The following is a 1,683-nucleotide window of genomic DNA, read 5'->3' on the forward strand; positions in this document are numbered from 1 at the left end:
GCCTGCATCGACCACCCCGACCTGATCGCGCAGAACGTCCGCGTCACGGGCGTCGGACACCTCGCGCTCCCCGTCCCTCGCCCTCGCCGCTGAACACGGCGTACGCGCCGATCGCGAGGATCACCGCGAGTCCGCTGACCTCGACCAGGGTCAGGACGACGTTCGCCTTCACCGACTCTGCGACCCCGCGGAGGTTGATCGCGGCGAGGGCGAGGACGAACAGGATCGCGATCAGGGTCGGCGACACCGCGGAGCCGTCGGGGGCGCTCATCTACGCGGCGGACCAGTCCGCGCGTCCAGACGCGGATCCCGCTGTCGAGGGCGTGCGCGAAGACGAACGAGCCGCCCTCGTCGACGGGCACAACGAGGACGTGGTCAAAGGTGGTCATCGAGGGGATCTCCTCAGCGGCGGCGGACGAATGCGGCCGGGGATCCGGGCGCGCTCGGTCAGCCCGGTCGGAACGGGCTGCATCCCCGCCGCTGCGGGGCCCAAAAGGGGGAGTCCGACGAGGTCTCCGGAAAGAAGCCTACCGAGGGCCGCGAGCGGTGCGCAGGTGCTGCAGCCCGAAGAACTCGAGCTCCCGGGGCTTGCGTCCCGTCGACGAGCCGCCATAAGCGCGGTACACGTTCATAGACTCCCGGCTCATGAACTCTGAAGTCTTTACGGCAGTTGTTGGTGCCCCGGCCGTCCTGATCACCGCCGCTGCAGCCTGGGCCGCAGGGCGATCACAGAGCCACGGTACCTATCGCGGCTCGGTGGACGCGGTCCGCAGGGCATCCCAGCGCGAGGCCTACGCCGAGCTCTACCGAGCGGCTCGGCGCTTCATCATCGTCTTTGATGCTGTCGACTTCGCAGGAGATAGGACGATGGCAGGCGAGATAACTCCGGCTTTAGATGCGCTCGAGCACGCGGCCGACATGGTGTCACTCGAAGGTCCCGAGAACCTGGCGACCCTGGCTGAACGCATCTTCGACAATGCACGTCGCCTAGGAGGGCAAAGACTCCCGTCGGGGGCTCGCATCAGAGTGATCAACACTGACACACCCGAGGGCATGCGGATGCGAAACGAGGCAGTCTCCGCCCTCAGCAGCGACCTTCCAGCGCTTCTAAAAGAGGCGCGCCGATATCTGAATGGAGGTCCATCCCGGTGACCGACCGCGGTCGAGGTGGCGTGTTGAGGAACGGCTCCGGCATGCCTCAACACGTCACCTCGGGCCGGGTCAGGCCGATCGGTGTTCGGCATCGCGCACAGCGATTCCCGCGAGCGGATCGGCAAAGTCCACAGGCGAGCTCCTCGACTCAGGGCAACGGAGCGGTCAACCGTACCGGGTGCAGACGCCTGCTGAGCCGACCACGTCGATGGGAGGTACGGCATCGCGTATGCGGCTCGGCGCTGACTCGTTGTCGGTGGTGGTGCCTATCGTGGCGGTCGTAGAGAAATCACAACTCAGCACCACGGGGGATACATGTCTGCGACCAGCATCGTTATGCCCGCGCACGCGCTGCCTGCGTCGATCACGCACGAGGCGACCCGCCGCCGCCTCACCGGGGCCGGGTTGCCCGCAGAGCACGGGTTGATGAGGTTCGGGCCGCTTGCCGAGTCCCGACTGGTGCCCGTCCTGGCTCTTCTTGCCGAGGGGGCGGACGCCGGCAAGCTCGATCCGTATGTCGCGGACCTGCTG

The 1,683-nt window shown here is 67.1% G+C and carries 1 protein-coding gene and 2 pseudogenes; 2 read left to right on the top strand and 1 reads right to left on the bottom strand.

The window, feature by feature from the left end:
• Window positions 1-76: 76 nt before the first annotated feature.
• Window positions 77-250, bottom strand: a pseudogene (locus ACWFR4_RS48740) (amino acid permease); the annotation flags it as partial.
• A 395-nt stretch (window positions 251-645) separates the two neighbouring features.
• Here ACWFR4_RS48740 and ACWFR4_RS48745 point away from each other — a divergent pair.
• Window positions 646-1,152: a hypothetical protein gene (locus ACWFR4_RS48745; RefSeq protein WP_453658415.1), complete on the top strand. Its 507-nt coding sequence runs from the start codon at window positions 646-648 to the stop codon at window positions 1,150-1,152.
• A gap of 315 nt (window positions 1,153-1,467) precedes the next feature.
• Window positions 1,468-1,683: pseudogene (locus tag ACWFR4_RS48750) on the top strand (SUKH-4 family immunity protein); the annotation flags it as partial.

Source organism: Streptomyces sp. NPDC055140 (assembly GCF_053607285.1).

Excerpts from the sequence above, each read along its gene's own strand:
- ACWFR4_RS48745 (WP_453658415.1), top strand. The coding sequence starts at position 646 with ATGAACTCTGAAGTCTTTACGGCAGTTGTTGGTGCCCCGGCCGTCCTG.